The organism is Curtobacterium sp. AC268 (assembly GCF_979258745.1).
This window is the reverse complement of sequence record NZ_OZ409878.1, coordinates 2726708-2749350: the sequence shown is the minus strand read 5'-3', so window position 1 is coordinate 2749350 and position 22643 is coordinate 2726708. Positions and strand designations below refer to the sequence as shown.

Annotated in this window: 16 protein-coding genes; 4 read left to right on the top strand and 12 right to left on the bottom strand. The window is 69.8% G+C overall.

The features are described from left to right. Nucleotides 1–22: 22 nt before the first annotated feature. The 6 genes from ACZZ9K_RS13090 to ACZZ9K_RS13065 all read right to left on the bottom strand — a co-directional run bounded on the left by ACZZ9K_RS13090 (nucleotide 23) and on the right by ACZZ9K_RS13065 (nucleotide 9188). A complete protein-coding gene (locus ACZZ9K_RS13090) occupies nucleotides 23–577 on the bottom strand; it encodes a DUF2231 domain-containing protein (RefSeq protein ID WP_463444260.1) in 555 nt (184 codons plus the stop codon). A gap of 74 nt (nucleotides 578–651) precedes the next feature. Further along, nucleotides 652–2820 carry an ATP-dependent Clp protease ATP-binding subunit gene (locus ACZZ9K_RS13085; protein WP_463444259.1) on the bottom strand — a complete coding sequence of 723 codons (2169 nt, stop codon included), beginning with the start codon at nucleotides 2818–2820 and terminating at the stop codon, nucleotides 652–654. 53 nt (nucleotides 2821–2873) lie between these two features. Continuing rightward, nucleotides 2874–4292, bottom strand: a complete 1419-nt coding sequence (locus ACZZ9K_RS13080; RefSeq protein WP_463444258.1) for an MFS transporter — start codon at nucleotides 4290–4292, stop codon at nucleotides 2874–2876. A 104-nt stretch (nucleotides 4293–4396) separates the two neighbouring features. Next, nucleotides 4397–4684: a twin-arginine translocase TatA/TatE family subunit gene (tatA, locus tag ACZZ9K_RS13075; protein WP_372445505.1), complete on the bottom strand. Its 288-nt coding sequence runs from the start codon at nucleotides 4682–4684 to the stop codon at nucleotides 4397–4399. Nucleotides 4685–4832: 148 nt separating this feature from the next. After that, the gene (locus tag ACZZ9K_RS13070) at nucleotides 4833–6395 is read right to left on the bottom strand and encodes a sugar transferase (RefSeq protein WP_051596581.1); all 1563 of its coding nucleotides are present in this window, start codon (nucleotides 6393–6395) and stop codon (nucleotides 4833–4835) included. Between the two features lie 111 nt (nucleotides 6396–6506). Then, nucleotides 6507–9188 carry a glycoside hydrolase family 2 protein gene (locus ACZZ9K_RS13065; protein WP_463444257.1) on the bottom strand — a complete coding sequence of 894 codons (2682 nt, stop codon included), beginning with the start codon at nucleotides 9186–9188 and terminating at the stop codon, nucleotides 6507–6509. A gap of 238 nt (nucleotides 9189–9426) precedes the next feature. Here ACZZ9K_RS13065 and ACZZ9K_RS13060 point away from each other — a divergent pair, with 238 nt between their 5' ends. Together ACZZ9K_RS13060 and ACZZ9K_RS13055 are read left to right on the top strand one after the other, a co-directional pair. Then, entirely contained in the window at nucleotides 9427–9846 is a 420-nt protein-coding gene (locus ACZZ9K_RS13060) for a pilus assembly protein CpaE (protein ID WP_463444256.1), read from the top strand. A 73-nt stretch (nucleotides 9847–9919) separates the two neighbouring features. Further along, nucleotides 9920–10750 (top strand): aldo/keto reductase, encoded by an 831-nt coding sequence (locus ACZZ9K_RS13055; protein ID WP_463444255.1) that lies wholly within the window; start codon nucleotides 9920–9922, stop codon nucleotides 10748–10750. A 55-nt stretch (nucleotides 10751–10805) separates the two neighbouring features. On the opposite strand, the gene ACZZ9K_RS13050 is transcribed toward ACZZ9K_RS13055, so the two are convergent. Continuing rightward, nucleotides 10806–11951, bottom strand: a complete 1146-nt coding sequence (locus tag ACZZ9K_RS13050) for a class I SAM-dependent methyltransferase (RefSeq protein WP_138802489.1) — start codon at nucleotides 11949–11951, stop codon at nucleotides 10806–10808. Between the two features lie 121 nt (nucleotides 11952–12072). Between ACZZ9K_RS13050 and ACZZ9K_RS13045 the strand changes: the two genes are divergently transcribed. After that, nucleotides 12073–14133: an Ig-like domain-containing protein gene (locus ACZZ9K_RS13045; RefSeq protein ID WP_463444254.1), complete on the top strand. Its 2061-nt coding sequence runs from the start codon at nucleotides 12073–12075 to the stop codon at nucleotides 14131–14133. 66 nt (nucleotides 14134–14199) lie between these two features. Here the strand turns inward: ACZZ9K_RS13045 and ACZZ9K_RS13040 are convergent, their stop codons facing one another. The 5 genes from ACZZ9K_RS13040 to ACZZ9K_RS13020 all read right to left on the bottom strand — a co-directional run bounded on the left by ACZZ9K_RS13040 (nucleotide 14200) and on the right by ACZZ9K_RS13020 (nucleotide 18911). Next, nucleotides 14200–14610, bottom strand: a complete 411-nt coding sequence (locus ACZZ9K_RS13040) for a heat shock protein transcriptional repressor HspR (protein WP_027464889.1) — start codon at nucleotides 14608–14610, stop codon at nucleotides 14200–14202. Between the two features lie 125 nt (nucleotides 14611–14735). Beyond that, nucleotides 14736–15740 (bottom strand): DnaJ C-terminal domain-containing protein, encoded by a 1005-nt coding sequence (locus tag ACZZ9K_RS13035; protein WP_463444253.1) that lies wholly within the window; start codon nucleotides 15738–15740, stop codon nucleotides 14736–14738. Between the two features lie 41 nt (nucleotides 15741–15781). Then, nucleotides 15782–16441: a nucleotide exchange factor GrpE gene (locus tag ACZZ9K_RS13030; RefSeq protein WP_081827213.1), complete on the bottom strand. Its 660-nt coding sequence runs from the start codon at nucleotides 16439–16441 to the stop codon at nucleotides 15782–15784. 2 nt (nucleotides 16442–16443) lie between these two features. Then, a complete protein-coding gene (gene dnaK / locus ACZZ9K_RS13025; protein WP_071404963.1) occupies nucleotides 16444–18309 on the bottom strand; it encodes a molecular chaperone DnaK in 1866 nt (621 codons plus the stop codon). Nucleotides 18310–18578: 269 nt separating this feature from the next. Then, nucleotides 18579–18911: a hypothetical protein gene (locus tag ACZZ9K_RS13020; protein WP_232750336.1), complete on the bottom strand. Its 333-nt coding sequence runs from the start codon at nucleotides 18909–18911 to the stop codon at nucleotides 18579–18581. A 184-nt stretch (nucleotides 18912–19095) separates the two neighbouring features. Between ACZZ9K_RS13020 and ACZZ9K_RS13015 the strand changes: the two genes are divergently transcribed. Next, nucleotides 19096–22626, top strand: a complete 3531-nt coding sequence (locus ACZZ9K_RS13015; protein ID WP_463444252.1) for an Ig-like domain-containing protein — start codon at nucleotides 19096–19098, stop codon at nucleotides 22624–22626. The last annotated feature ends 17 nt before the right edge of the window (nucleotides 22627–22643 follow it).

Below are 22643 nucleotides of genomic sequence, written 5' to 3'. Positions count from 1 at the left end.
TTTGCCCAACCTGTGAAGTGGATCAGGCGTCGAACGGCACCTCGCCGTGTTCGCTGACGCCAGCACGCTGTCGGTAGGAGAGGTGCCCACCGAGGTACCCGCCGACACTGACGACGGCGAGACCCGCGAAGCCGAGCAGCTTGCCGGCGCCGTGGTTGCCGCGCTTCCGCTGCAGCCACGACAGGCCGTACAACGACAGGCCGGTCCAGTTCACGGCCTGGTGCACCCATCCGGTGCGGAGCTGCTCGCGGTTCAGCTCGGACCAGTCGACGTAGCCGGCGACCGAGGCGCTGCTCGCCGAGACGACCCCGACGCCGACCAGGGTCTTGGCGGCCTTCGCGTTGCCCTTCCCGCCGAGCAGGTCGAGGACCGCGGCGGAGATCCAGGCGCCGAGGGGCACCTGGACCATGAGCGGGTGGATCGGGTGACCGAACGGCACGCCGTGCAGCAGCTGGCGCAGGGCCTTCGGCTTGGCTAGGGCGTTCACGACGGCACGGTCGATGTCGACGGCCTTGTCGAGCACACTCGCGTGCTCGACTGCGCCGGTGAGGCGACGGATCGCGCGGATCTCAGGCATGCCGTGGACGGTAGACGAGCGGCCCGTCGCCGGTCCCAGGAACCGTTGACGGGCCTCCCGTCCGTCTTGGTGGACTACTCCTCGACGATCTCGGCCAGCTCGAAGGGCTCGACCGTCAGGCCGTCGCCGTCCGCCGCGACGTCCACCCGCACCGTGTCGCCATCGCGGACGTCACCGGACAGGATGGCGCGTGCCAACCGGTCGTCGATCTGTCGCTGCATCAGGCGACGCAGGGGCCGCGCGCCGTACAGCGGGTCGTACCCGCGCTCCGCGAGCCAGCCGCGCGCCTCGGGGGTGACGGCGAGCTCGAGCCGGCGGTCGGTCAGACGGCGGGCCAGCCGGTCGACGTAGAGCGACACGATCTGCCCGAGGTCGTCGGCCGTCAGGGCCTGGAACACCACGATGTCGTCGAGTCGGTTGATGAACTCCGGTCGGAACGCCTGCTGCACGAGCTCACGGACCGCCTCTTCCCGCTGCACGTCGCTCAGGGTCAGGTCGGTCATGAACTGCGAGCCCAGGTTCGACGTCAGCACCAGGATCGTGTTCCGGAAGTCGACCGTGCGCCCCTGGCCGTCGGTCAGTCGCCCGTCGTCGAGCACCTGGAGCAGCACGTCGAACACCTCGGGGTGCGCCTTCTCGATCTCGTCGAGCAGGATCACCGAGTACGGACGGCGGCGGACCGCCTCGGTGAGCTGTCCACCGGCCTCGTACCCGACGTACCCGGGCGGGGCACCGATCAGGCGGGCCACGGAGTGCTTCTCGCCGTACTCGCTCATGTCGATGCGGACGAGGGCCTTCTCGTCGTCGAACAGGAACTCGGCGAGCGCCTTGGCCAGCTCGGTCTTGCCGACGCCGGTCGGGCCGAGGAACAGGAACGAACCGGTCGGCCGGTCCGGGTCGGAGATGCCGGCGCGGGTGCGACGGACGGCCTCGGACACGGTGGTCACGGCGGTGCGCTGCCCGATGATGCGGCGGCCGAGCTCGCTCTCGAGGTGCAGGAGCTTCTCGGTCTCACCCTGCAGCAGTCGGCCGAGCGGGATGCCCGTCCACTGCGCGATGACCGCGGCGATGTCCTCGTCGGTGACGCTGTCGTTCACCATCCGGTCGGCGCTCTCGGCCTGTTCGGCGGCGGCGAGCTCGGCCTCGATGCGGGGCTTCTCGCCGTACTCCAGTCGGGAGACGAGTTCGTAGTCGGCCTCGCGCTGGGCCCGCTGCGACCGCATGTTCAGGTCGTCGAGCTGCTGCTTGAGCTCACCGATGCGGTTCAGGCTCGCGCGCTCGGCCTGCCAGCGCTGCTCGAGCTCGCCGAGTCGTTCCTCGCGCGTGTGCAGCTCGTTGCGCAGGGTCTCGAGGCGGGCCTTCGAGGCGTCGTCCTTCTCCTGCTTGAGCGCGAACTCCTCGACCCGCAGACGGTCGACGTTCCGCTTGAGCTCGTCGATCTCGACCGGGCTGGAGTCGATCTCCATGCGGAGTCGGCTCGCGGCCTCGTCGATCAGGTCGATGGCCTTGTCGGGCAGCTGGCGGCCGGAGATGTACCGGTTCGACAGGCTCGCGGCCGCGACCAGTGCGGAGTCGTTGATCGTCACCTTGTGGTGTGCCTCGTAGCGCTCCTTGAGCCCACGGAGGATCGCCACGGCGTCCTCGACGCTCGGCTCGCCGACGTAGACCTGCTGGAAGCGGCGCTCGAGCGCGGCGTCCTTCTCGATGTACTCGCGGTACTCGTCGAGGGTCGTCGCGCCGATGAGCCGGAGCTCACCGCGGGCGAGCATCGGCTTGAGCATGTTCGACGCCGCGACGGACCCCTCGCCGCCCCCGGCACCCATCAGGGTGTGCAGCTCGTCGATGAACGTGATGACCTGCCCGTCGGAGTCGTTGATCTCCTTGAGCACGGCCTTGAGCCGCTCCTCGAACTCGCCGCGGTACTTGGCGCCGGCGATCAGGGCGGAGATGTCGAGCGAGATGAGTCGCTTGTCCTTGAGGGAGTCGGCGACGTCACCGGCGACGATGCGCTGCGCGAGCCCCTCGACGACGGCGGTCTTGCCGACGCCGGGCTCGCCGATGAGCACGGGGTTGTTCTTGGTGCGGCGCGTGAGCACCTGGGAGACGCGCCGGATCTCGGAGTCGCGGCCGATCACGGGGTCGAGCTTGCCGCTGCGGGCGATCGCCGTGAGGTCGATGCCGTACTGCTCGAGGGCGGTCTTCTGTCGTTCTTGCGAGTCAGGAGCGCCCTGGAGGTTCGCCATGCGTTCCGTCCTTTCGTTGCGGTGGTCCTGGAGTTGAGTCTACTCCACTCAACTTACGTCCGCGCGGGCGTATTCCGGATCCCGACGGCGCAGACGACGGCGCCGGCCAGCAGCAGGAGCGTCATCACCACCATGGCCCGGTGCAGCCCGTCGACGCTCACTTCGCCGCCGAGCACCACGCCGGCCAGTGCCACCGTGACGAGTCCGGCGATCCGCGCGACCGCGTTGTTCACGGCGGACCCGGACCCGGCCTCGGACTGCGGCACCGACCCGAGCACCGCGCTCGTCAGGGGCGTGACCATCAGGGCGATGCCCACGCCGATCAGCACCAGCCCGGGGAACACCGACCACCAGTACCCGGTCGGGTCGTCGCCGGCGAGCAGCAGCAGGAGCGCCCCGACCGCCCCCACCGCCGGCCCGGCGGCCATGAACCACCGCGGGCCGAACCGACCCGCCGCGGACCCGACGGCGGTGGACAGCGCGAGCAGCATGATCGTCGGCGGCAGCGTCGCGAGGCCGGCGAGCCAGGCCGGGTACCGCCAGACCTCCTGCAGGAACAGGGTGACGACGAAGAACACCATGCCGAGCGCACCGTAGATGGACAGGGTCGCGAGGTTGCCGACCGTGAAGTTCCGCGCCCGGAACAGCTCGAGCGGGACGAGCGGCGACCCTGTCGTCCGGGTCACCCGCAGTTCCCACGGCACGAACGCCACGAGTGCGGCGGCACCGAGCACGAGCGCGCCGACCACCACGGGCGCACTCCACCCCAGCCGCTCCTGTTCGATGAGCCCGAGCACGACACCGCCGACCCCGACCACGGCGAGCACGGCCCCGACGACGTCGATGCGTGGGCGCACCGCAGGGTGCACGTCGCCGGTGATGCGCAGGACCAGCGGGATCGTGACGGCGATCGGCACCGCGGTGAGCACGAAGACCCACCGCCACCCGATGCCGTCGACCACCAACCCGCCGACCACGGGGCCGAGGATCGTGGCCGCGCTCGACCACGCCGTCCACGTGCCGATCGCCTTCGCCTGCGCCGCCCCGCGGAACGCCGCGACGATGAGGGCGAGTGCGCTCGGCATGACGAGTGCCCCGCCGACACCCTGCAGCGCCCGCGCGACGATGAGCACCTCGCCGGTCGGCGCGACGGCGCACACCACGGAGGCGATCCCGAAGACCACGAGCCCCCACGTGATGATCCGGACCCGGCCGAACAGGTCGGACAGGCTGCCGGCGACCAGGATGAGCGAGCCGAGGGTGACCAGGTACGCGTCGACGACCCACTGCTGCACGACGAGTCCGCCGCCGAGCTCCTGCCGGATCGCGGGGAGCGCGACGTTCACGACGCTCGAGTCGAGCCCGACGACGAACGACGCCAGGATCGCCACCACCAGCACGATCCGCCGGTCGTCCCGGAGCGGCGCGACTCCGTGCGGCACGGGGGCCGGAACGGGAACGGGAGCGGTCATGTGCTCATCCTGCGGCACGGGGTGCCCGGCGGTCGATCCCACACGACGAAGCCCCCGCGACCGATGTGGTCGCGGGGGCTGCCGACAGGACGGGGCTGGGTGTCCTAACGCCGGGAGTCGGTGTTCGGCTGCGCGCTCGGCCCCGGGTTCAGGACCGGACCGGCGGCGGGCTCGGCGGGAGCGTTCTGGACGGTGCTGTTGTGCACCGTGCCGTCCGGCGCCGTGCCGTTGGCCTGGGCCTTCTTCTCGTCGTCGGACATCTCCTTCTTGAAGATGTTGATCGACTGGCCGAGGCCCTTGGCGAGCGCCGGGAGCTTGGTCGCGCCGAACAGCAGGATGACGATCCCGAGGATGATCAGCAGGTGAATGCCGCCGAGGTTTCCGAGCATCATGACTCCTTGTTGTGGAACTGGTCGCCGTCCGGTGATCGTCGTCGACCCACGCGGCGGAAGTCCGTGTGCATCCATCGTAACTCCCCCGCCCCTGGATGCCCAGGCCGGGCACCGGAACGGACACCGTTCGTACAGGGAGGCGCAGCGCTCAGTACGCGCCGCGGGACCGCAGCACCGACGGGACGGTACGGGCGAGGATCACGAGGTCGTGCAGGAACGACCAGTTCTCGACGTAGTGCAGGTCGAGCCGGACCCCTTCGGCCCAGTCGAGGTCCGAGCGGCCACTGACCTGCCACAGGCCCGTGATCCCCGGGGTCACGAGGAGTCGGCGGTCCGCGAAGTCCTCGTACAGCGCGACCTCGCGCGGCAGGGCAGGCCGAGGGCCGACCAGGCTCATCGAACCGGTGAGCACGTTCCACAGCTGCGGCAGTTCGTCGAGCGAGGTCCGTCGCAGGAACGCACCGACCCGGGTCACCCGCGGGTCGTCCTTCATCTTGAACAGCGGACCGGCGCCCTCGTTCTCGGACTGCAGGGCAGCCATGCGCGCCTCGGCGTCGATGCCCATCGTCCGGAACTTCAGGATCGGGAACTCCGCACCGCCGCGACCGACGCGGACCTGCCGGAAGAAGACCGGCCCGCCGTCGTCGGCGCGGATCGCCAGCGCGACCACGGCGAGGACCGGGGCGAGCAGCGTCAGGCCGAGCGCGGCGCCGACGACGTCGAGTGCCCGCTTGCCCGCGCGGCGGCGGTAGTCGGGCGTCTCGACGTGCATGAGCGGCAACCCGTCCACGGGGCGCTCGTGCACCCGCCCGGCGGCGATGTCGGCCAGGGGAGAGGACACGACGAGCTCGACGCCGTGCTCCTCGAGCTGCCACCCGAGTCGACGGAGGCGCGCGTGCCCACCGCGGACAGCGCCCGCGACGACGACGGCCGACACACCCTCGGCCCGGGCGTGCGCGAGCACGTCCTCGATGCCGCCGACGACCGGAGCCGTGGCCGCCCCCAGGTCGACCTCGGCCCCGACCGGAGCACAGTCCGTCACGACGGCACGCACTCGGTAGCCGGCACTCGGTGCGGCGGCGATCCGGGCGCCCACGTAGCGGACGTCCTCGGCGTCGCCGACGATCAGGACGTCCTGCAGGTGCTCACCCCTGGCGCGGCTGCGGGCGAGCACTGTCCGGACCCCCTTGCGGCCGAGCGCCAGGAAGACGAGCCCCAACGGGAAGGCGATCGCGACGTACCCGCGAGCCAGGTCGAGCTGCGCTGCGTACGCCACGACCGCGACACCGGCGACGGCGACGAGACTCGCGGTGACGAGGCGGCGGTACTCGTCGCCGCCGATGCCGGCGATCCGGGGGTCGCGGGTGCGGAACACCGAGAGCAGGAGCATCCAGACCACGACGATGGCGGGGGCCACGACGAACTCGAGCCAGCCGGACCGCGGTCGGACGGACGCGAGTTCCCAGGGGAACCGCACGACGTGGGCGATGACGAACGCGGCGAGCAGCAGCACGAGGTCGAGCAGCGCCACCGCGGGGACGAACCCTCGGCGGGCCCCCGCCGGAGCGACCGTGCGGTGCGACGCCGTGGACCCAGCAGCCCCGGCAGGGGAGGACACGGGGACGATCGGGTGCAGCGCGGTCGAGTGCAGCGCGGTCGAGTGCAGCACGGTCGGCACCGCTCCGGTGGTTGGGCGCATGGCGAGCGACATGTGGGACCTCCTGTCGACCGGTCGACGAGGAGGTCGATCGGACGCCGGAGTCGCTCAGGTCACGACAACGAGCGGCGCAATGTCGAATATATCACCGTGCTGTTCTGCATATCAACGAGCGAGGGCGCGGTCCAGACTCCAGAGGACCGGCTCCGACCGCAGCGCCGGTACATCCGCTTCGGTCACACCGCCGAGCCGGAACACCACCCGTTCCCCGGGCAGCAGCGTCATGAACCCACGATCGACCGTGCCGCCCTCCGCGACCCGGTCCGGCTGCACCAGCAGGTCGCGCACGAGCGAATCGGCCTCGACCGTCAGGTCCAGACCGCCGTCGACCACCGCGAACGAGGTCCGGTAGCGGGCGGGCTCCCAACGGATGGCAGCGTCGGGTCCGGGGGTCCAGACCGCACGGCGCCAGTCCATGTCCGCGACGATGAGCTCGTTCGCCGGGTCGTCGACGACACCGACCGACTCGGGCAGCGACACCACCGCGACGCCGGCGCCGGACAACCGGACCGGCAGTGACACCTCGGCCAGGATCGTGCCGGCCGTGGTGATCCGGCGCACCCGCACCACACTGTCGTGCCCGGTGCGGGTCGACCGGACGGCCACCTCGACGGGCGAGGACCCGAACGCGCCGGGCGAGACACCCAGCGAGAGCGTGTCCGCGAGCTCGCCCAGGTCGGCCGTCTCGCCGACCGCAGACGATCCACCCGGGTGATCCGTGCCTCCAGTCCGCTCCGCACCCGACGCACCAGCGGCCCCTGCCGCACCCGGCGTCACCGACACCGACGACACCGGACGGATCGTCAGCAGCACGTCGTCGTACAGACGGCGCAGCTCGTGCGCCAGCGGCTTCAGCCGCCCCGCCGAATCGATCGCCGACCACGACGACACCGGCCACAGGTCGTTCAGCTGCCACACCACGACACCGGTGTTGCGCGGCCAGTGCGTGCGCCAGTGCTCGATGCCGGTCGCGATCGCCCGCGCCTGCTGGAGCTGCGTCAGGTAGTGCCACGCGTCGAACGCGACCGGTTCGACCGCGCCGAAGCGCGGCTCGAGTCCGCGTGCCAGCTTGGCCATCCCGTCCGCGGCCTTCTGGTGGTGGACCACACCGGGCGAGTCGACCCGGAGCGGCGAGTCCGTGACCGCCTCACGCAGCGTGCGCCAGGCGGGCGGCGCCTGCCAGCCGAACTCGGACACGAACCGCGGCACCGACTCGCGGTAGGCGGTGTCTGGCAGCCGGTTCCAGACGTCCCACGAATGGTGTGTCTCGTGGTCGACCTCGTTCGCGGGCAGCGACTCGGAGCCGGACCACGGCGACGCGACCGTGTAGAACCGCGACGGGTCGACGGCGTCGACGATGGTCGGCAGCAGGTCGAGGTAGTAGTCGAGTCCCCAGCCCCGATCGCCCAGCTCCGCACCCCAGCCGTCGGCGTCGTGCAGCCAGATGTTCTCGTTGTTGCCGTTCCAGACCACCAGCGAGGGGTGGCGGGCGAGGCGGGCGACGTTGTCGCGCGCCTCGGCGATGACCTCGCTGCGGATCGGCTCGACCTCGGGGTAGGCCGAGCACGCGAACGGGAAGTCCTGCCAGACCAGCAGTCCGAGTTCGTCGCAGACCTCGTAGAAGTCGCGCGATTCGTACACTCCACCGCCCCAGACGCGCACGAGGTTCGTGCCGAGCGAGGCCGCGGCACCCAGCCGGGACTCGAGCCGGGCACGGTCGACGCGCGAGACGATGACGTCATCGGGGATCCAGTTGACGCCCCGGACGTCGATGAGCGTGCCGTTGACGTGCACGGCGAAGGGGCGGCCGATGCCGTCGACCTGGGTCTCGATGCGGGTCGACCGGAACCCGGTGCGGAACGTGTCGCGGTCGAGCACCTCGCCGTCGACGGTCTGCAGCTCGACCACGACGTCGTACTGCGGCTGCGCGCCGTAGCCGCGCGGCCACCAGCGCCGAGCCTCCGGGACGCGCACGGTGACGACCGTCTCGTCGTCCTTCGGGGTCAGCTGCGCGCGGGACCGCTGGCGTGTGGTGCCGCCGTCCTCGGTCTCGCCGCTGACGGTGACGACGAGCACGAGGTCGTCGTCCTCGCCGTCCTGGTCCAGGTCGTTCATGCCCGAGCGCTCGACGGTGATGTGCGCATCGAGCACGCCCTCGCCGGCTTCGACGTCGACGAGCGGGCGGACCTCGCGCAGGCGAGCGGTCGACCAACGCTCGATCGCGACCGGTCGCCAGGGGCCGCTCGTGACCGCCGTCAGGCCCCAGTCCCAGCCGAAGTTCGACGCCATCTTGCGGACGTACGGGAACGGCTCGTCGTACGGACCGGGCATGCTGCCGGCCTTCGCGGCGACCCGGCCAGCCTCGCGGTAGGGCGACTCGAACAGGATCTCGAGGTCCTTCGTGGTGCCGCCGGATCCCGTCTGCACCCGGGCGTCGAACCGGTAGCGACGGTGCATGTTGCGGGTCGTGCCCACGACGACGCCGTCCAGGCTGAGCTCCGCGACCGTGTCCAGGCCGTCGCAGACCAGGTCGACGCGCTCGTGGCCCCGCGGGTCGACGTCGACCGTGCGGCGGTAGGCCCAGTCGGCGCGACCGACCCACTTGGCGGGCTGCTCGTTCAGGTGGAACGTCGGGTCCGGCAGCAGGCCCTCCCGTTCCAGGTCGGTGTGCACCTGGCCCGGCACCGTCGCCGGGATGGCACGGCCCGCGACACCGTCCGGCGCGCCGGTTCCCCCGGCCAGGGTCACTGTCCAGTCGTCGCGGAGTTCCTCGCGTTCGAGGGTCATGCGGGTCCTTCTCTTCGGCGGCAGGGTGTCCGTCAGCCTCGGTCGGGGACGCCGACCGGCGGTCCGACCCACGGCCGGTTCCCACGGCCTGGAGGCTCGGCACCGGTTGCCCGGGCGTCGTCACGTCGCGCGCGCGAACGGGTTGCGCTCGCGCGAGGGGTGCTCGGCGATGCTAGTACGGGATGCTTTCGGCAACCTAGGTGGTGACAGGGGCGGGTCGCGCGGGCAAGGTGGGAACGTGATCACCGTCGAACTCGCCAGGTCCCTCCGAGACGCCGGCCTCCGCTGGCACCCCGAGACCGGGGACCGGTTCGTGATCGACAAGCCCGGCATCGACGACGACGTCTACACGGTGTCGGAGATGACCGTCGAGCGGCACGACTCCCCCACCGGCACGATCCTCGGCTTCAACGGCACCACCGAGTGGGCGCTCGACTCGGTCACCGCCACCGAGTCGCTCTGGCTGCCCCGCGAGGACCAGCTCCGCGAACTCCTCGGGCCTTCGTTCATCGGACTGACCCGGGTGCAGGTCGGCGGTCGCGTGGTCTTCACCGTGACGGCGACGATCGGCGGGGCCGACCGGAGCTTCGCGTCCGAGGTGCCGGCCATCGCCTACGGGCGGGCCCTGCAGGCGTACATCACGGCCGCGCTCGCGTGAACGGCGCGCCCGGGGTCGCCGTTCCTGGGCGTTGGCGGAATGGGCGCTGAGGGGCGTTTGGTTGCATGACACCATGACCGTTCCGAACATCACCCTGAACGACGGCAAGACCATCCCGCAGCTCGGCTTCGGTGTCTTCCAGATCGACCCCTCCGAGACGAAGGCCGCCACACTGGCCGCGCTCGAGGTCGGCTACCGCCACATCGACACCGCCGAGATGTACGGCAACGAGAAGGAGGTCGGCGAGGCCATCGCTTCGTCCGGCATCCCTCGCGAGGAGATCTTCGTCACCTCGAAGCTCAACAACGGCTTCCACGACCCGGCCGCAACGCTGGAGAACGGCAAGAAGTCGGCCGACCTGCTCGGCGGCTACACCGACCTGTTCCTCATCCACTGGCCGCTGCCCACCGTCTCGGACTTCGTCCCGACGTGGAAGGCCCTCGAGGAGCTGTACCACGCCGGCACCGCCCGCTCGATCGGTGTCTCGAACTTCCAGGCGCACCACCTGCACCGCCTGCGCGCCGAGACCGACGTCCCGCCGTCGGTCAACCAGATCGAGGTGCACCCGTACCTCGTGCAGGACGACCTCCGCGCCGTGAACCGCGAGCTCGGCATCGCGACCGAGGCGTGGTCCCCGATCGCGCAGGGCCTCGTCCTCGACGACGAGACCATCACCCGCGTCGCCACGTCGGTCGGCAAGTCCCCGGCTCAGGTCGTCCTCCGCTGGCACATCCAGCGCGGCGACATCGTGTTCCCGAAGTCGGTCACGCGAGCCCGCGTCGAGGAGAACTTCGCGATCTTCGACTTCGAGCTCTCGGACGAGGACATGACCGACATCACCGCCCTCGACAAGGGGCACCGCACGGGCCCCGACCCCGACACGTTCGACTACGTGCCGGCCTGATCGGTCCCAGCACCGTCGCGAGAGCCGTCCGGGTCAGCCCGGGCGGCTCTCGCCGTCAGCGGCTGGTCGCGACCGAGGCCGTCACCGTGAACTTCGGGGTCCGGACGACCTCGCGGGTCGGCCCGACCAGGCGCGAGAGCACCGGCCGGTAGCGCAGGTGCGTGTTCCAGACGCACCACAGTTCACCGCCGGCCTGGAGGATCGTGGCCGCGTTCCGGAACATCGCCTCGGCCGTGTCCGTGGTCACCGTGGTGTCCGCGTGGAACGGCGGGTTGCAGAGCACGAGCTGCGCGGACCCCTCCGCGAGCTCGTCGCCCGCGTCGGTCCGCAGCACCGTCACCCGGTCGGCCACACCGTTGGCCTCCGCGGTCGCGCGCGTCGACTCGACCGCGATCCGGGACACGTCGGTGGCGATCACCCGCACCGACGGTCGCCGACGGGCGACCGCAGCCGCGATCACGCCGTTGCCGCTGCCCAGGTCGATGATCGTGCGCGCGGTCGGGACCGCCTGGTCCATCGCATCGAGGAGCACCCGTGTGCCCTGGTCGAGCGACGTCCCGGCGAACACACCGCCGTGCGCGACCAGGGTCATCCCGAGGTCGTCGACGTGCACCGACCGGGGCCAGGGGTTCGTCGTGGCGGCGCGGTTCGCCTGTGCGCGCAGGGGGTCCTGCGCGATGAGCAGTCGCGACTTGCCACGACCTCGCGATGCCGTGACCTCGCCGAACGAGCGCCGGAGCACGTCGTTCTGCGTCACGTGCATGTACTTCACGTTGCCGCCGCAGAGCAGCACCACGTCCGGCGCCGCGAACCGGGCGACCGCGCGGGCGATCTCGTCGAGCCGATCGTGCGACTTCGACAGCCGCAGCACCACGAGCCGCACGTCGCGGAAGGCGTCCTCGAGCGAGTCGGGGTGGTGGAAGCCGCGCAGCCCGAACGTGCCGGCGTTGGCCTCGAGCGCCCGCTCCCCCACCAGGGAGTCCTGCACGACGCGGATGTCGCTCGCCCCGTACTGCGTGATGAGGCCGAGCGTCAGCACCCCGTACCGGTCGTCGACGACCGCGACCTCGCCGGGCTGCCGGAGTGCGTCGCCGTGCACGTGCGGTGCTTCGTCGAGCAGGAAGCGGTCGGTGCCGTCGATCGCGATGAGGTCGGGCGCGTCGTCGTCGCGTCGGCGGAAGAGGTCGGCGAAGTCTGGCACCGCGTCAGCGTACCCGGCGACAGCCCGCAGCGAAGCGCATGGTGATCGCACTCGCGATATCAACAGCCTGTGTATTTCATATGTCAATACACTGGGGGTCCCCCACCAGAAGGAGCCCTCAATGGCATCCACATCGTTCAGGAGCGCCGCGGTCGTCTGCGGCGTCCTCACCGCTTCCCTCGGCTTCGGCTTGCTGACGCCCGCGGCCGCCACCGCTGCCACCGCCACTCCCGCAGCCGCCTCGTCGTCGGACTCCACCGTGCAGGAGACTCTTCCGGACTTCGATTCCATCCCCGTCGATCCCTCGCTGGAGGCACTGCGCTTCTCCATCGACTGGAGCACCCCGTGGTCATCCCGCATCGTCGGCGGACGAGCCGGTGGTGGCGACGACGTCTGGCTCGTCAGCGGCAACCAGGTGTACGACCGGAGCACCACCGGCATCTTCTTCCTCGTCGTGCAGGACCGCCACAAGGACGAACCGCTCGAAGCGATCCGCGTCCACACCGCCGCCGACGGCACCCAGACCCGCGGCGAGCGCACCCCGATCCCCCGCACCATCAAGATCGACGGACTGCAGCAGCAGAACACGTTCACGCCCGGCACCACCCACTTCGCCGGCAGTGCGACCGCCGGCGCCACCATCGTCGCGAAGGACACCACCTCGGGCGCCACCCTGTTCACGACCGAGGTCAGCGGGGCACGCAACGGGACCGGCACCTGGAACGCCGATGCCGACCTCGCCGACTCCGACCACGTGATCACCCTCACGCAGACGACGACCGACGGTCGGAAGAACGAGCTCCGCGACGTGCGGTTCTCGCCGGCGGCATCGGAGGCGCCGCAGGCGCCGACGGTCGTGCAGAAGGGGCGCGTCCTCGACGGGTCGTTCGTCGTGGCCGGTTCCGTCACTGAGGACGTCGACTCGGTCGTCGTGCAGGACGAAGCCGGCTCCACCATCGCCGACGCCAGCCTCGGCGAGACCGGCTACTCCGCTCGGCTCCCGCAGGACCGCGTCGGCTCCACGGTCTACGTCGTCGGACGCACTGCCGACGGCACCTCCTCGGCCCGCGTGCCCGTCGCGCTCGAGCAGCTGCCGATCGACCCGACTGCCGCCGCACCGTCCCTCCGGTCCGTGTTCGTCTACCCGGACGGGCGCGTCCAGGTGGTCGGGGAGCACGATGACGCTCCTGGGCTCTGGATCCTCGACGGCGACCGCGTCGTCGGTCACGTCACCAGCGCCGATGCGGTGTGGAGCTACACGATAGCCGCCGCCGCGACCGGCAAGCAGCTCGACATGGTCAACCTGGTCTTCGACGGCCGCGACTTCGTCGGGACGTCCGAGCGTGTGGCGCTCCCCCGCCTCCTGCAGGTCGACGGCATCGCCGACGACAACGCCTACGCGCCCGGTGCCCGCACGTTCTCCGGCAAGGCCGAGGCCGGCGCGACCGTCACCGCCACGGACCAGGACGGCCACCAGGTGTTCAGCGCCGAGGTCACCGGCTCACGCTCCGGCGTAGGCACGTGGAAGGCGGACGCGGACCTCACCAGCGCCAAGGGCTACGAGCTCACCTTCACCCAGACCACCGCGGACGGCCGCACCTCGGTCATGCGCGACATCGCGTTCGCCGCCGAAGACGACTCCGTCGCACCGGTCGTGGTCGAGACTCCCGAGATGAACGGCACCGCGACCGGGCCCCGCCCCACCTTCACCGGTACCGGCCAGGCCGGAGCCACGATCGAGATCCGCGGCACCACCCGCGTCGTCACGACCGCGAAGGTCAACGCTGACGGCAACTGGAGCGCCGAGTCGAACATCGACCTCGCCCGCGGTAGCTACGTCCTCACCGCGAAGCAGACCGCCCCCGGCAACGCCACCAGCGAAGCGCCCGTCCACTTCACCATCGCCGCCGCCGCGGCAGCGCCGATCGCGGTCACGTCTCCCGAGACGAACGGCACCGCGACCGGGCCCCGCCCCACCTTCACCGGTACCGGCCAGGCCGGAGCCACGATCGAGATCCGCGGCACCACCCGCGTCGTCACGACCGCGAAGGTCAACGCTGACGGCAACTGGAGCGCCGAGTCGAACATCGACCTCGCCCGCGGTAGCTACGTCCTCACCGCGAAGCAGACCGCCCCCGGCAACGCCACCAGCGAAGCGCCCGTCCACTTCACCATCAACTGAGCCCCGGCTCACAGAACGCCCCCGGTGACCAGATGGTCACCGGGGGCGTTCTGCGCTCTCCGACACTCAGCGCGGCCCGCGGTACAACACGATCTGCGTGTTCCGCTGCGGCCGCGACCCCGCCTTGAGCGAGATCGCCGCACCACTCGCGGTGGCTGCGAAGACCCGTGCGCCGGGCCGGTTGATGAGCTGGTCGGCCAGCGCCGACTCGAGTTCCCGCACCCGGTCGCGGAGCGCCTTGTTCTCGTTCTCCAGGTCGAGCACCCGCCGGATGCCCTCCAGCGACACCCCCTCGGAGCCGAGGCGCGCGATCTCGCGAAGCTGCACCACGTCGCGCATCGAGTAGCGCCGCGACCCACCCCGGGTGCGACCCGGCACGACGAGGCCGAGCCGGTCGTACTGCCGCAGCGTCTGCGGGTGCATCTCGGCGAGCTCCGCCGCGACCGCGATCGCGAAGACGGGCGAGTTCTCGTCCATGTCGGTCATGGCGCGTTCCTTTCCGTCGTCCGCGTGGGGTGGAAACCAGCCTGGAGGCTCGGGGTGGCTTCCTGACGGAGCCGCGCCGGGCCTCCAAGCCGGGTCTACTGCTGTGGTTGCGCCCGCTAGTCGCGCGCCTTGGCGAGGAGGTCCTCGCGGGGGTTCTCGTCGGGCAGCGCAGCCGCGAGTGCCTCGACTGCCTCGCGCTGCTTGTCCGACAGGTGCGACGGCACCGCGACCTGGACGGTCGCGAGCAGGTCGCCCGTGCCGTTCTTCGTCGTGACGCCGCGGCCCTTGACGCGCAGGACGCGACCCGACGGCGTGCCGGCGGCGACCTTGAGCTTCACGGGCGACCCGCCGAGCGTCGGGACCTCGATCGTCGCGCCGAGCGCTGCCTCGGTGAACGTCACGGGGACGTCCACACGCAGGTTGAGCCCGTCGCGCTCGAACACCGGGTGCTTCCGCACCGACACGGCGACCACGAGGTCACCGGCCTCACCACCGTCGGGCGAGGGCTCGCCGCGGCCGCGCAGACGGATCTTCTGGCCGTCGGCGACACCCGCTGGGATGCGAACGTTCACCGGTCGGCCGTTGCCCTGCGACAGCTTGACGGTGTCACCGGCGATCGCCGTCGTGAAGTCGAGGGTCGTCGACGCCGTGACGTCGCGGCCCTTCGTCGGCCCACCGAAGCCGCGGTAGCCGCCGGAGGTCTGGCCGAAGCCACCACCCCCACCGAACATCCCGCCGAGGATGTCCTCGAAACCGCCGGCACCGCCAGGGCCGCTCTGGCCGAAGCGGACGCGCTGTCCGCCACCGCCCTGCTGCCCGAACATCCCGCCGAAGACGTCCTCGAACCCGCCCTGGCCCCCGCCGCCCGCCGTGAAGCGGGCGCCGGAGCCCATGGCACGAACCTGGTCGTACTCCTGGCGCTGCTCCTTGTCGGAGAGCACCGAGTACGCCTCGCTGATCTCCTTGAAGCGGTTCTCGGCGGCGGCGTCACCCGGGTTGGAGTCCGGGTGGAACTGCCGCGCGAGCTTGCGGTACGTCTTCTTCAGCTCGGCGTCGGAGGCGTCCTTGGACACGCCGAGGACCTTGTAGAAGTCCTTGTCGAACCAATCCTGACTGGCCATGGATCACCTGCCTTCTTCTGTCGTCACCGTGGGGACCCGGCTCAGGCCGGGACCGCCACCGCGACCTTGGCCGCGCGGAGGACCCGCTCACCGAGCTTGTAGCCCGGCTCGACGACGTCCGCGACGGTCTGTCCGGTGGCACCCGGGGTGGGGAGCTGGACGATCGCCTCGTGGATGTTCGGGTCGAACGCCTCGCCCTTCTCGCCGATCTGCACGAGCTTGAACTTCTCGAAGCCCCCGCGGATCTTCTGGCCGATGACCTGCATCGGACCCTCGGCGAGGTCACCGTGGGCCTCGGCCCGGGTGAGGTCGTCGAGCGCCGGCAGCAGTGCCCGCACCACTTCGGCGATGGCGACCTCGCGGTTGGCCTCACGGTCACGCTCGACGCGCTTCCGGAAGTTGACCAGCTCGGCCTGCGCACGGAGCATGTCCGCACGCATCTCGGCGACGAGGTCGCGGTCCTCGGTGCTCAGCTTGTCCTCGGCGATGCCGCGGGCGGCGTCGGCGAGCAGCGCTTCGTCCTCCGGGGAGAGGTCGTTCGCTGCGTCGGCCGCCGGGCCCCCGGCGGCGGGGCCGTCCGTCGGTACTTCGACGTCGGGCCCCTCCGCCTCGATGAGGTCCTCGGGCTCGGCCGCGTTCGTGGCGTCTCCCTCGACCTGGGGTTCTTCCTCGTTCGGCACGTTGTCCTTGGGATCCGTCATCGTTACTTCTTGTCCTTGTCGTCCTCGTCGTCCACGACCTCGGCGTCGACGATGTCCTCGTCGTCGGCCGGCTGCTCACCCGCGGGCTGCTCGCCACCGGCGGTGCCGGCTGCTGCGTCCTGCTGGCTGTAGATGGCCTGGCCGAGCTTGCCCTGCGACTCGTTGAGCTTGTCGAAGGCGGACTTCACGGCGTCGTCGTCCTCGCCCGCGAGCGCGGACTTGAGCGCGTCGACGTCGGCTTGCACCTCGGACTTGACGTCCGCGGGGAGCTTCTCGTCGTTCTCCTTGATCAGCTTCTCGATCGAGTAGACGAGCTGCTCGGCCTGGTTGCGACGCTCGTTGGCCTCGCGACGAGCCTTGTCCTCGGCGGCGTGCTCCTCGGCTTCGCGGACCATGCGCTCGATGTCCTCCTTCGGCAGCGACGAGCCGCCGGAGATGACCATCGACTGCTCCTTGCCGGTGCCCTTGTCCTTCGCGGACACGTGCACGATGCCGTTGGCGTCGATGTCGAAGGTGACCTCGACCTGTGGGACGCCACGGGGAGCCGGTGCGATGCCGGTGAGCTCGAAGGTGCCGAGCGGCTTGTTGTCGCGGGTGAACTCGCGCTCGCCCTGGAAGACCTGGATCGCGACCGACGGCTGGTTGTCGTCAGCGGTCGTGAAGGTCTCGCTCCGCTTGGTCGGGATCGCGGTGTTGCGGTCGATGAGCTTCGTCATCAGGCCGCCCTTGGTCTCGATGCCGAGCGACAGCGGCGTGACGTCGATGAGCAGGACGTCCTTGCGCTCGCCCTTCAGGACACCGGCCTGCAGTGCGGCGCCGACGGCGACGACCTCGTCCGGGTTGACGCCCTGGTTCGGGGACTTGCCACCGGTCAGCGACTTGACGACCTCGGCCACGGCGGGCATGCGGGTCGAGCCACCGACGAGCACCACGTGGGCGATGTCGTTGACCGAGACACCGGCTTCCTTGATGACGTCGTTGAACGGCTTCTTGGTGCGGTCGAGCAGGTCGGAGGTCATCTGCTCGAACTGTGCGCGCGAGATCGTCTCGTCCAGGTTCAGCGGGCCCTCGGCGGTGAGCGTCAGGTACGGGAGCTGGATGTTCGCCGACATCTGCGACGACAGTTCCTTCTTGGCCTGCTCAGCCGCTTCCTTCAGGCGCTGCTTGGCGATCTTGTCCGTGGACAGGTCGACGCCGTGCTCGTCCTTGAACTTCTTGACCAGGTAGTCGACGATGCGCTGGTCCCAGTCGTCGCCACCGAGGCGGTTGTCACCGGAGGTCGCGCGGACCTGGATCGTCGAGAAGTCGTCGTCCTTGCCCACCTCGAGCAGGGAGACGTCGAACGTGCCGCCACCGAGGTCGAAGACCAGGATGAGCTCGTCTTCCTTGCCCTTGTCGAGGCCGTAGGCCAGGGCGGCCGCGGTCGGCTCGTTGATGATGCGGAGGACGTTGAGGCCGGCGATCTCACCGGCGTCCTTCGTGGCCTGGCGCTCGGCGTCGTTGAAGTACGCCGGGACGGTGATGACCGCGTCCGTGACGTCTTCGCCGAGGTACTGCTCGGCGTCGCGCTTGAGCTTGCCGAGGGTGCGGGCCGAGATCTCCTGCGGCGTGTACTTCTTGCCGTCGATCTCGGTGGTCCAGTCGGTGCCGACGTGACGCTTGACCGACGCGATGGTGCGGTCGACGTTCGTCACGGCCTGGCGCTTGGCGGTCTCGCCGACCAGGACCTCGCCGTCCTTCGTGAACGCCACGATCGACGGCGTGGTGCGCATGCCCTCGGCATTGGCGATGACGGTGGGTTCGCCACCTTCGAGAACTGCGACGACGGAGTTGGTGGTTCCGAGGTCGATGCCTACTGCACGTCCCATGTGTTGCTCCTCTTGCTTGGGGGTAAGTCGTTGGACTTGCGTCCGATGGACTCAACTCTACTCCTGAGTCGCCTGGAGTCAACTTCGGGGCCGGGAACGTGCGCCGGCCTCACTCAACTCACAGGCAACCGAGCGCCACAGCCAGCACGCACGTATGTTGGTATTTCACGTGATATTCTGAATACACATGCGCCGTCGGACTCTGCCGACGGGCGTGCCCCTTCCCGCACAGCCGCTGTCTGCGGCCTGTCCTGAAAGATGCACATGTCTCACAAGAAGAGGGCATCGACCGCCCTCAAGTCCATGGGTGCGGCCGGGCTGGCCGCTGCCACCATCGTGTCTGGCCTGTCCTTCGGTGCAGCAACGGCGATCGCTTCGCCCGAGCCTCGGTCGATCTCGACCCAGGCCACCGCCTCCGGCAAGTTCGTGATGAAGTCCAGATCCAACTCGACCTGGTGGGCTGTCCAATCCAATCTCAGCGCCACAGCCCATTCATCGCTCGCCGCCGCGAAAGCGGCTGCTGCGACTGCGACATTCACTACGGGTACTGGCGAGCTCAAGATCGGATCCTCGTGCATTGTCCCGGCGCCGTCGGGCTTCACCCACGACTACACCGTTGGGTCTTGCGGCAACGCGGTGCAGATCAACCTCAGCGGCGGCACCCTCTGGGAGGGTTCTTCCCGGATCGGTATTTGGCCGTACTCGAACGAGCCAGCATGGCTTGGGAAAGGCCAGACAGGTTACGAACTCGCGACGTACGATGAGATTTTCCCGAGCACCCGAGCCATGACCGCGCAGGTGACGAAGGTGAACAACATCGCGAAGACCGCCGTGGTGTCGGGCACCGCGACGCCGAACGGGACGGTGACGATCGGCGGAAAGACCGTCGACGTGAACTCGAGCGGCAACTGGTCGATGACCGTCGAAGGACTCTCCGTCGGAGCGAACTCCCTCACCGCGACGCAGCGCTTCAACAACTCGCAGGTCGACCAGAAGACCGTCACCGCGACGATCGTCGAGGGAGGCACGCTCGTCGGTGTCGACCAGGGCCCGATCGAGCTCGAGCGCGGGGAGAGCACCCCGGTGCCGTTCGTGGTCGAGAACCGCGAGGCGCGCACGAACACGGATGGGACTGTCACGCTCGAGGCGCCCGAGGACACGACGTTCGACACACAGGCCACCGTCCAGGGGCAGATGCGCGACGTCGGAGAGGATGACTGGGCGAACACCACATCCGTCCCGCTGACCGCCGGTTCCCTGTCGAACGACGGCAAGACCATCACGTTCGACGCCGACTGGGCCGCGAACCGCCCCGCTGACGAGCAGTACCGCTTCATGGTCGGCGTGACCGCTGCCGATGACGCCCCCGCCGGTTCCGACGCCATGGAGTTCACCATGTCGGGTACCAGCAGCAAGGGTGACTTCCTGGCCGAGGGTACGACGACCACGACGATCGAGACGAACGTCGTCGACCTCGTGGCGAACATTGCGTCGATCGACCACGCAGGCAAGACCGCGGTCATCTCGGGTACCGCAACCCCAGGCGCGACGATCACGATCGGCGACAAGAGCGTCGAAGCCGACGCCGAGACCGGTGCGTGGAGCATCACGGTCGACGATCTCGACCGCGGGACGAACCCGCTGCACATCGTGCAGGAGATCGACGGCGAGGAGCACGACTCGAAGGACCTCGACGTCGTCATCAACGATGCCGCGATCTCGGGCCAGGACGGCACCGCTGTCACGCTCGAGCGTGGCGAGGTCACCTCGGTGGAGTCCCTGTTCAAGACCAACGGTTCGATCAGCCGCCCGCAGGGCAAGGTCGAGTTCACCGCGCCCGAGGGGACGACCTTCGCCGCGGACCAGGGCACGATCGAAGGTTCGTTCAAGAAGCCGGGTGAGGACGCCTGGACGAACGCCTCCATGACCCTGACCAACGGGGTCCGCTCCGAGGACGGCACGAAGTACACCTACGACTTCGCGACCACCACCACGACCTGGAATCTCCCCGACGCGTCGCTGATGCGCTGGAACATCAACGTGAGCACGCCCGAGAACGCCGACGCCGGCACCTTCCCGATGCGCACCGTCCTGAGCGGCACCGCCGTCGAGGGCGCGTTCAACACCACGAGCACCACGCAGGCCACGCTCGACGAGGCCGTGAACCCGGTCGCTCCGATCGTCGTGGAGACTCCGGCGAACGGGTCGACCGCGACCGACAAGCGTCCGGTGTTCTCCGGTACGGGCGACGAAGGTGCCACGATCGAGATCACGGGCTCGACCGGCAGAGTCGTCGCCACCACCACCGTCAAGGACGGCAAGTGGAGTGTCCCGGCTGGCTTCGACCTCGTGGACGGCAGCTACATGCTCACCGCCACGCAGACGCCGCTTGAAGGGGAGAAGACGACCGCGCCGATCAACTTCGAGGTCAAGGCGATGGTCCCGGTCACGCTGACCGCTCCCGCGATCGACTCCGATGTCTCGACGCCGAACCCCGTCTTCACGGGCGGCGGCACGCCTGGGGCGACCGTCGTCGTGAAGGGCACCTACGGAAGCACGCTCGCCACGACCACGGTCAAGGAAGACGGCACTTGGTCGGTTGCCTCGACGGTTGCGCTCGGAACCGGTAGCTACGCCGGAACGGCAAGCCAAACTGTCGACGGCAAGACCACGACGGCACCGTTCAGGTTCACCGTCGGCCAGAACCTCGCCCCGGTGACGCTGACCGCCCCGGCGATCGGCGCCGAGGTCACCGACACCAAGCCCGTGTTCAAGGGTGAGGGCCAGCCCGGCGCGACCGTCGAGGTCAAGGGCACCTACGGCACCCTCCTCGCCACCGCGACCGTGAAGGACGACGGCACCTGGGAAGCTCCCTCGGACGTCACCCTCGCCAACGGCACCTACGCCGGCAAGGCATGGCAGACCGTCAACGGCAAGACCACCACGGCGGACTTCCGCTTCACCGTCGTGCAGGCGATCGCCCCGGTGACGCTGACCGCCCCGGCGATCGGCGCCGAGGTCACCGACACCAAGCCCGTGTTCACCGGTGAGGGCCAGCCCGGCGCGACCGTCGAGGTCAAGGGCACCTACGGCACCCTCCTCGCCACCGCCGTCGTGAAGGACAACGGCACCTGGGAAGCAACCTCTGACGTCACCCTCGCCAACGGCACCTACGCCGGCAAGGCATGGCAGACCGTCAACGGCAAGACCACCTCGGCGGACTTCCGGTTCACCGTCGTGCAGGCGATCGCCCCGGTGACGCTGGAGACCCCGGCGATCGGCGCCGAGGTCACCGACACCAACCCCGTGTTCACGGGTGAGGGCCAGCCCGGCGCGACCATCGAGGTCAAGGGCACCTACGGCACCCTCCTCGCCACCGCGACCGTGAAGGACGACGGCAGCTGGGAAGCAACCTCTGACGTCACCCTCGCCAACGGCACCTACGCCGGCAAGGCATGGCAGACCGTCAACGGCAAGACCACCTCGGCCGACTTCCGGTTCACCGTCGTGCAGGCGATCGCCCCGGTGACGCTCGAGACCCCGGCGATCGGCGCCGAGGTCACCGACACCAACCCCGTGTTCACCGGTGAGGGCCAGCCCGGCGCGACCATCGAGGTCAAGGGCACCTACGGCACCCTCCTCGCCACCGCGACCGTGAAGGACGACGGCACCTGGGAAGCTCCCTCGGACGTCGCCCTCGCTCGAGGCACCTACGCCGGCAAGGCATGGCAGACCGTCAACGACAAGACCACCTCGGCCGACTTCCGCTTCACCGTCGTCGCACCGATGATCCCGGTCTCGCTGACCGCTCCCGCGCAGGATGCGGTGGTCTCCACCCCGAACCCGGTCTTCAGCGGTAAGGGGACCCCGGACGCAGACATCACCGTCACCGGCGCTTCCGGGACCCAGCTCGCCGCAGGCAAGGTGCGCAGCAACGGCGAGTTCGACCTCACCTCGACGATCGCGCTCGGAGCCGGTTCCTACTCCGGGACCGTCCGACAGGTCGCTGACGGCAAGGTGACCACCGCCCCGTTCCAGTTCCGCATCCAGTTCACTGCGGTGACGCTGGAGAGCCCGGCGATCGGCGGGACGGTGACCAGCGGCACGCCGGTGTTCTCCGGAGCGGGCACGCCCAACGCTCCGCTGGTCATCAAGGGTTCCGGCGGTACCACCCTGGCCACGGGATCGGTCAAGAACGACGGCACCTGGACGCTGACGTCGACCGTGACGCTGGCACCCGGCAGCTACTCGGGCACCGTGCTGCAGTCCCTGCCCGGTGCGGACACCACCGCGCCGTTCTCCTTCACGGTGAGCTGAGCACTCCGAATCCGGAG

Coding starts and splice junctions, on each gene's coding strand:
- dnaK (WP_071404963.1), bottom strand. CDS start 18,309: ATGGGACGTGCAGTAGGCATCGACCTCGGAACCACCAACTCCGTCGTC.
- ACZZ9K_RS13085 (WP_463444259.1), bottom strand. CDS start 2,820: ATGGCGAACCTCCAGGGCGCTCCTGACTCGCAAGAACGACAGAAGACC.
- ACZZ9K_RS13015 (WP_463444252.1), top strand. CDS start 19,096: ATGACCGCGCAGGTGACGAAGGTGAACAACATCGCGAAGACCGCCGTG.
- ACZZ9K_RS13070 (WP_051596581.1), bottom strand. CDS start 6,395: ATGTCGCTCGCCATGCGCCCAACCACCGGAGCGGTGCCGACCGTGCTG.
- ACZZ9K_RS13080 (WP_463444258.1), bottom strand. CDS start 4,292: ATGACCGCTCCCGTTCCCGTTCCGGCCCCCGTGCCGCACGGAGTCGCG.
- ACZZ9K_RS13030 (WP_081827213.1), bottom strand. CDS start 16,441: ATGACGGATCCCAAGGACAACGTGCCGAACGAGGAAGAACCCCAGGTC.
- ACZZ9K_RS13045 (WP_463444254.1), top strand. CDS start 12,073: ATGGCATCCACATCGTTCAGGAGCGCCGCGGTCGTCTGCGGCGTCCTC.
- ACZZ9K_RS13035 (WP_463444253.1), bottom strand. CDS start 15,740: ATGGCCAGTCAGGATTGGTTCGACAAGGACTTCTACAAGGTCCTCGGC.
- ACZZ9K_RS13065 (WP_463444257.1), bottom strand. CDS start 9,188: ATGACCCTCGAACGCGAGGAACTCCGCGACGACTGGACAGTGACCCTG.
- ACZZ9K_RS13040 (WP_027464889.1), bottom strand. CDS start 14,610: ATGGACGAGAACTCGCCCGTCTTCGCGATCGCGGTCGCGGCGGAGCTC.
- ACZZ9K_RS13090 (WP_463444260.1), bottom strand. CDS start 577: ATGCCTGAGATCCGCGCGATCCGTCGCCTCACCGGCGCAGTCGAGCAC.
- tatA (WP_372445505.1), bottom strand. CDS start 4,684: ATGATGCTCGGAAACCTCGGCGGCATTCACCTGCTGATCATCCTCGGG.
- ACZZ9K_RS13055 (WP_463444255.1), top strand. CDS start 9,920: ATGACCGTTCCGAACATCACCCTGAACGACGGCAAGACCATCCCGCAG.